Genomic DNA, 6,401 nt, shown 5'->3' on the forward strand with positions numbered 1-6,401 from the left:
TAACTTACGCTAAGGGGATTTATCAACAGTTACTTAATCGGAGAGCCTGCCTCGCCAATGAGCCCGCAGTGAGTCTCTGTGGTCTTGCCCTTAACAGCCTCGATCTTGACCTCGAGTGGGTCGGTGCACTCCAGCAAGTTATCCTTGGCGACTCTCCGAGCTGACACGGTGTTGATTGTTACGAAGTAGTTCTTGTCGGCCAGCCTATTCCCCTGATACGGCCGCTCTGCCGTCCCCACGGGACTCGGCGTCCTCTTCCGCTCTTTCCCGGCACTCACGTGCCGGGCTGGACTCCGGCGACCCTCCGGGCCTCAAGAGGCTTGTCACATTCGGGTGGCCCATGGGTCACAGACTGGGTGGGAGGGGGCGGGTAGGCTGGGTTGTCTTTGCCCATGCCTGCTCGCACGCTGAGCCCGGCGGGCCCCGGCTGCTCGTGGCGCGGTCTCTTCCTCCTGGTGTATCTGCTGCTGGCGGCCGTGGTGTGGGCGCAGGACGCCTCCACCGGGGCCATCAGCGGCACGGTCAGCGACGCGACGGGCGCGCGCGTGGCAGACGCGCGGGTCACCGCCACCAACCAGGCCAGCGGCGTCGCCCGCTCCACCGCGAGCGACAGCGAAGGCCGCTTCTCCCTGCAGATGCTGACGCCCGGGCTTTACACTTTGCGCGTCGAGGCGGCGGAGATGGCGCCGCTGGAGCAGAGGAACATCCGCGTAGAGGTGGGCGGGCTGGCCGACATCAGCCTGACCCTGGTGGTGGCGGGACGAAAAGAGCAGGTCACGGTGACGGCGGAGACGCCGCTGGTCGAGACTCAGCCCACGGCGGTGTCGTCGATGATCGGGGAGCGCGACATCGAAGAGCTGCCGCTGAATGGGCGGCGCTACACCGACCTGGCGCTGCTGACCCCGGGGGTCACCCAGGACCCGCGCAGCCTGACCTCCAGCTCCAACGGCGACCTGGCCTTCGGGGGGGTGCGCGGCTACCAGTCCAGCTTCCTGGTGGACGGCGCCGACAACAACAACGCCTTCTTCTCGCAGGCGCGGGGCCGCTACCGCGCGCCCTACCAGTTCTCCAACGAGGTGATCCAGGAGTTCCGGGTGTCGTCGAACACCTACGGGGTGGAGCTGGGGCGGACGGGGGGCGCGGTGATCAACGTGGTCACCAAGTCGGGGAGCAACTACTGGCACGGCAGCGGCTTCTACTACCTGCGCGACAGCGCCTTCAACGCCACCAGCCCCTACGTGGGCTTCCAGCCGCCCAACCGGCAGCAGCAGTTCGGATTCACCGTGGGCGGGCCGCTGAAGCGCAACCGGATGTGGATCTTCGCGGGCTTCGACCAGCACCTCTTCCACATTCCCACGGTGGTGCAGTTCGTGGGCGGGGCGAGCACGGTCGTGCCCACGCCGGCGGACTACGAGGCCAGCGACCAGGCGCTGGTCTTCGCCAGCGCCGCCGAGCTTTCCACCCTGGCCGGAACCTATCCCTCGGCCCTGCTGGGGAACGCCGGCTTCTTCAAGCTGGACTGGGCCATCACCCCGCGGAACACGCTGTCGGCGCGGCTGAGCACCTCGACGTACTACGGGGCCAACAACGTCTTCTTCGACTCCGCCAGCCCCATCACCAACTACGCCATCAGCGACAACGGGGAGGAGAAGGTCAACACGCAGAGCGCGGTGGTGTCGCTGACCAGCACGCTGGGCCCGCAGACGATGAGCCACCTGCGGGTGCAGTTCTCGCACGACCTGCAGTCCTCCGATCCCAACACGGGCGCGGCGCTGACCGAGATCTACGACATCATCCAGGGCTTCGGGCGCTCCTCCATCCTGCCGCGGGAGACCAACGAGCGCCGGCTGCACATCGCCGAGACGGTGAGCCGGGAGGCGGGGCGGCACTCCTTCAAATTCGGCGGCGACGTCAGCCTGGTGTGGCTGTACAACTTCTTCCCCTCGCTCTTCGGCGGCGAGTACATCTTCGACAACATCCGGGTGAACCCCTTCACCTTCGTGCCCATGACCTTCGGGCTGCGGATCACGCCGCTGCGCGCGTACGCGCACGAGGTGCCGCGGTATTACATCCAGAACTTCGGCTCGGCGGTCTCGCATCCCAACACCCAGGAGTACGCGCTGTTCGCCCAGGACACGATCCGGCTGACCGGGCACCTGGCGCTCAGTCTGGGAGTGCGCTGGGACCTGCAGACCTTCCACAGCAGCGGCCTGGTCACGAACCCCTTGTGGCCGGACTCGGGCAAGATGCCCTTCGACGGCAACAACTTCGCGCCGCGGGTGGGGCTAGCCTATTCCCTCGGGGAGAAGAAGCCGCTGGTGATCCGGGCGGGAGCGGGGATCTTCTACGCGCGCGTGCCCCAGATCTACAACTCGGCGGTGGAGACCGACAACGGGATCACCCAGAGCCACCTCTTCCTGGACAACGCCGACTTCTTCGACCGCATGGTCTTCCCCAGCTATCCGGCGCCGCTGGTGCCCTGCGCCACTAACGCCACTACCTGCACGGCGACGGGGGCGGCGGCCGGCCACCTGAGCACCGAGATCTCCGCGTTCGCGCACGACTTCCAGATGCCCTACGTGGAGCAGGCCAGCGTGAGCGCGGAGAAGGAGGTGACGGAGCGGCTGGCCATCGGCGTGAACGGGCTGTACGTGCACGGGGTGCACCTGATCCGGGCGCTGGACGCCAACCTGCCGCCCCCCATCGTGCTCAGCTATCCCGTCTTCGATGCGAGCGGGACCACCTTCACCGGGCAATATTGGCCGGTGGCATCGTTCTCCACCTGGCAACTGGTACCGTCGTTCACCTGCCCCTTTCCGCCCTGCATCAACCCGCTGGAGCGGCCCATCCCGCAGGTGGGCTCGATCGACGTCTTCCAGAGCGCGGCCTCCAGCGTCTACTACGGGGTGACGGTGTCGGTGCGGCGGCGGATGACCCGCGGGCTGTACTTCCGCGTGGCCTACACCTGGGCGCAGGCGATGGACAGCGGCCAGGACGCGCTGGTGGCGGGACGTCCGGCCAACGTGCAGAACGCCTACGCGCCGCAACTGGAGCGCGGGCCCAGCGTCACCGACCAGCGCAACCGCTTCGTGGCCGCCTGGGTGTGGGAGCCGGCCTTCTTCCACCACGATCGTCCCACCGCCGGCAAGCTGTTCAACGACTGGAAGTTCTCCGGGGTGGTGACGGTGGGCAGCGGGCGGCCCATCAACGCCCGCATCTACGGAGACGCCAACCAGGACGACAACAGCGACAACGACCGACTGCCCGGCTACCGCCGCAACTCCTTCCTGGGGCCGGATTACTTCACCACCGACCTGCGTCTGGGACGGGTGCTGCACCTTCAGGGGAGATGGCAGATGGAGTTGCTGGTGGAGGCGTTCAACGTCTTCAACCGCACCAACCAGCGGGTGACCATCTCCGACGACGGCTTCCTGAACGCGGCCGGGCAGTTCGTCCCCCTGCCGGTGACGGCCGGGGGCACGGAGTATCCCGGTTCTTATCAGCAGTCCTCCAGCTTCCTGGTGCCCACCCAGGCCTACGCCCCCCGGCAGGTGCAGGTGGCGGTGCGGGTGAAGTTCTAGTCACCAGGGCCGGTTACCCCTCGGGGAGGCGCGAAAATCGCCGCTGGCAGCTACTTCTTTCTTGACTTGCCCCACAAAAGGCTGCCATAACTTACGGGGTCCAACCGGACTAGTTATGGGGGTGTTTTCTCTTTGGCAGAAGTCAGGTTGCAAGAGGGCGAGTCGCTGGAGAATGCCCTGCGCCGCTTCAAGCGCAAGGTGCAGCAAGAGGACATCATCAAGGAGGTCAAGCGCCACTCCTTCTACCTCAAGCCCGGCGAGAAGAAGCGGACCAAGCAAGCGCTGGCCCGCAAACGGAACCGCAAGAAAGCGCGCAAGGAGCAGGATTGAGACGGAGCGGGCCGCGGGCACACGCCGGCGGCCCGCCCGAGCAGCACACCGCAGTCATCAGGAGTCACGGAGTTGAGTGGGGCCCTGCGGAAGAGCGCAGGGAGGGCCGAACCCGGGAGTCGGGCGATTTACGGGCTTTAGGAAAGGTCGTTCCATGGAATTCCAGGACAAGATTCTGAAGTGCGTCGACTGCGGGGCCGAGTTCGTGTTCACGGCCGGGGAACAACTGTTCTTCCACGACAAACAGTTCAAGAACGAACCCAAGCGCTGCAAACCCTGCAAGACCAAGCGGGCCACCATGGTGGGAGCAGCGGCGCCGGGGAATTCCTACCAGAAGGTGGAGACGCGCACCACCTGCTCGCAATGCGGGAAGGACACCACCGTGCCCTTCAAGCCGACGCAGGGTCGCCCGGTGTATTGCCGGGAGTGCTTCCAGGCTCGGCGCACCTCGTCGGCCTCCTCCGCCGCCACCGCCTGAGGCCCGGAAGTCCATCCCACCACCCAGCAGGAACCCAGGTTCTGAAGCGCCGGGGTGTGGACGGCGACGGCGCGGACGTTCGGCATCCTATTCCGAGAGGCGGATGATCATGCAGGCAAGGCCGGGCTTCGCACTTTGGGTTCTGTGGGCCGCGCTGACGCTGGCGCCGGCGGCCTGCGCGCAGACTCCGCCGCAGACACCGCGACTGGGCGAGGTGTCGTTCCCGGTCTCCTGCGCTCCCGGGGTGCAGGAAGCCTTCGACCAGGGCGTGGCCTGGCTGCACTCCTTCGAGTTCGAGCAGGCCGAGAAGGTCTTCCGCGGGATCGCCCGCCAGGACCCGCCCTGCGCCATGGCGGAGTGGGGCATCGCCATGAGCCTGTGGCATCCGCTGTGGGAGCACCCGGATGCGGCCTCCCTGCAGCAGGGCTGGGAGGCGGTGAGCAAAGCGGAGGCGCTGGGCGGCAAGACGCCGCGCGAGCGCGACTACATCGCCGCTGCGGCCGCCTTCTACCGGGACTCCGCCAAGCTCAGCCACCAGGAGCGGGCCGAGGCCTACTCCCGGGCCATGCAGCAGGTGTACGAGCGCTATCCCCAGGACTTGGAGGCGGCGGCCTTCTACGGGCTGTCGCTGCTGGCGGCGGAGCCCTCGCCCGACCCGGGCCTGGCGTCGCGCAGGAAAGCCGCGGCGGTGCTGGAGCCGGTGTTCGCCCAGAAGCCGCAGCACCCCGGAGCGGCACACTACCTCATCCATGCCTACGACGTCCCCGAATTGGCTCCGCAGGGCCTGAAGGCGGCGCGCGAGTACGCCCGCATCGCCCCCGCTTCGCCCCACGCCCTGCACATGCCCTCGCACATCTTCGTGCGCCTGGGGCTGTGGCAGGAGGCGATCGCCTCCAACCTGGCTTCGGAAGCTGCGGCGGAGAAGGTCCTGGAGATGGGCGGTGCGGGCCACGCCATGCACGCCCTGGACTTCCTGCACTATGCCTACCTGCAGATCGGGCAAGATGAAAAGGCGCGCGCGGTGATGGACAAGGTAGCGCACGCCGATTGGATGAACTCCCAGGACCGGGCCGCCAACCTCGCCGACCTGGAGAAGCGCTACGCGCTGGAGACGCACGACTGGAAGAAGGCGGCAGCGCTGGCGACGCCGCCCGGAGCGGGCCTGCGACTGCAGGCCGCGCTCGACTGGGCGCGCAGCCTGGCGCAGGCGCGGCTGGGAAACGCGGCCGCGGCGCGCAAGCAGCTGCAGGCGCTGGAGGCGGTGCAGTCCAAGCTGGCTGCCGCGCATGACCGCTATGGCCCGGATCCCTTCCGGGTGGAAGTGGGGGAAGCGACCGCCTGGGTGGCGGAGGCGGAGGGCAGAAAGCCGGAAGCCGCGGAGGCGGCGCGGGCAGCGGCGCAGGAAGAAGAGCGGCGGGGCGGGCCGTACGTCCTGGGCATCCCGGCCAGCGAGATGCTGGGCGACCTGCTGCTGGAGCAGCAGCGGCCGGCGGAGGCGCTGGCCGCCTATGAGAGCGCGCTGAAGCAGTCCCCCAACCGCTTCGACACCCTCTACGGGGCGGCGCGGGCGGCCGAACTGGCGGGCAAGAAGCCGGAAGCGTGGCGCTACTACCAGGCGCTGCTGCAAACCTGCCCCGAGGCCGAGGGCCAGCGTGAGGAGCTGCGGCAGGCGCGCGCCTTCCTCAAGTCCTCCGGGATGGACTAGGGCGGGGTTGGGGCGACCTCGGATATAATGCGCCGCGCAAACCTTGCTGGTCCCGGGAACTAAACTCGGTCCCTACGAGATCCTGGCTGCCGCCGGAGCCGGCGGCATGGGGGAAGTTGAGCCGCTTTGCGGGCGTGAGCGAAGCGAGGCGGCAGCCGAGCCGAGCGGGAGCCCGCAGGCGAAATCCCGAGCGGAGCGAGGGATCTCTTGCTGAATCCCGGCAGCAAGCTCGGACCTTACGAAATCCTCGCCGCGGCCGGCGCGGGCGGCATGGGGGAAGTCTACCGCGCCCGCGACACGCGGCTCG

Annotated in this window: 4 protein-coding genes; all 4 read left to right on the plus strand. The window is 67.8% G+C overall.

The window, feature by feature from the left end:
- Positions 1-392 precede the first annotated feature (392 nt).
- The 4 genes from VEG08_00370 (at position 393) to VEG08_00385 (ending at position 6,094) form a co-directional block, all read left to right on the plus strand.
- Positions 393-3,581, plus strand: coding sequence for a TonB-dependent receptor (locus VEG08_00370; protein ID HXZ26431.1), 3,189 nt, complete (start codon positions 393-395; stop codon positions 3,579-3,581).
- Between the two features lie 132 nt (positions 3,582-3,713).
- Positions 3,714-3,911 (plus strand): 30S ribosomal protein S21, encoded by a 198-nt coding sequence (gene rpsU, locus VEG08_00375; protein ID HXZ26432.1) that lies wholly within the window; start codon positions 3,714-3,716, stop codon positions 3,909-3,911.
- Between the two features lie 154 nt (positions 3,912-4,065).
- The gene (locus VEG08_00380) at positions 4,066-4,389 is read left to right on the plus strand and encodes a zinc-ribbon domain containing protein (protein HXZ26433.1); all 324 of its coding nucleotides are present in this window, start codon (positions 4,066-4,068) and stop codon (positions 4,387-4,389) included.
- A 109-nt stretch (positions 4,390-4,498) separates the two neighbouring features.
- Positions 4,499-6,094 carry a hypothetical protein gene (locus VEG08_00385; protein HXZ26434.1) on the plus strand — a complete coding sequence of 532 codons (1,596 nt, stop codon included), beginning with the start codon at positions 4,499-4,501 and terminating at the stop codon, positions 6,092-6,094.
- Positions 6,095-6,401: the final 307 nt, after the last annotated feature.

The sequence above is a fragment of the Terriglobales bacterium genome (genome assembly GCA_035624475.1).
Taxonomy (GTDB): domain Bacteria; phylum Acidobacteriota; class Terriglobia; order Terriglobales; family Acidobacteriaceae; genus DASPRL01.

Coding starts and splice junctions, on each gene's coding strand:
- VEG08_00380 (HXZ26433.1), top strand. CDS start 4,066: ATGGAATTCCAGGACAAGATTCTGAAGTGCGTCGACTGCGGGGCCGAG.
- VEG08_00370 (HXZ26431.1), top strand. CDS start 393: ATGCCTGCTCGCACGCTGAGCCCGGCGGGCCCCGGCTGCTCGTGGCGC.
- VEG08_00385 (HXZ26434.1), top strand. CDS start 4,499: ATGCAGGCAAGGCCGGGCTTCGCACTTTGGGTTCTGTGGGCCGCGCTG.